This is a genomic window from Brevibacterium sp. SIMBA_078 (assembly GCF_046534565.1).
In the GTDB taxonomy this organism is placed as follows: Bacteria; Actinomycetota; Actinomycetes; order Actinomycetales; family Brevibacteriaceae; genus Brevibacterium.
This window is the reverse complement of the sequence record NZ_JAWRYQ010000542.1, coordinates 1-239: the sequence shown is the minus strand read 5'-3', so window position 1 is coordinate 239 and position 239 is coordinate 1. Positions and strand designations below refer to the sequence as shown.

The 239-nt window shown below is 59.8% G+C and carries 1 pseudogene; it reads left to right on the top strand.

The annotated features are described in order from the left end of the window. Nucleotides 1–239, top strand: a pseudogene (locus SB749_RS20720) (ABC transporter family substrate-binding protein); the annotation flags it as partial.

The following is a 239-nucleotide window of genomic DNA, read 5'->3' as shown; positions in this document are numbered from 1 at the left end:
CAAGTACACATTCACCGATGATGCCAAGTGGTCCGACGGCACCCCAGTCGATGCCGCTGACCTGGCGCTGACCTGGGCCGGCACTTCGGCGAACTTCAACACCGTCGAAGCCAACAACACCGACGACGGAACGGTGAAGAAGAACGACGCGAAGACCGTCTACTTCGATTCCTCGCCCGCCGGTTCGGCTCTGATCAAGAAGTTCCCGGAGATCTCGGATGACGGCAAGGAGATCACCC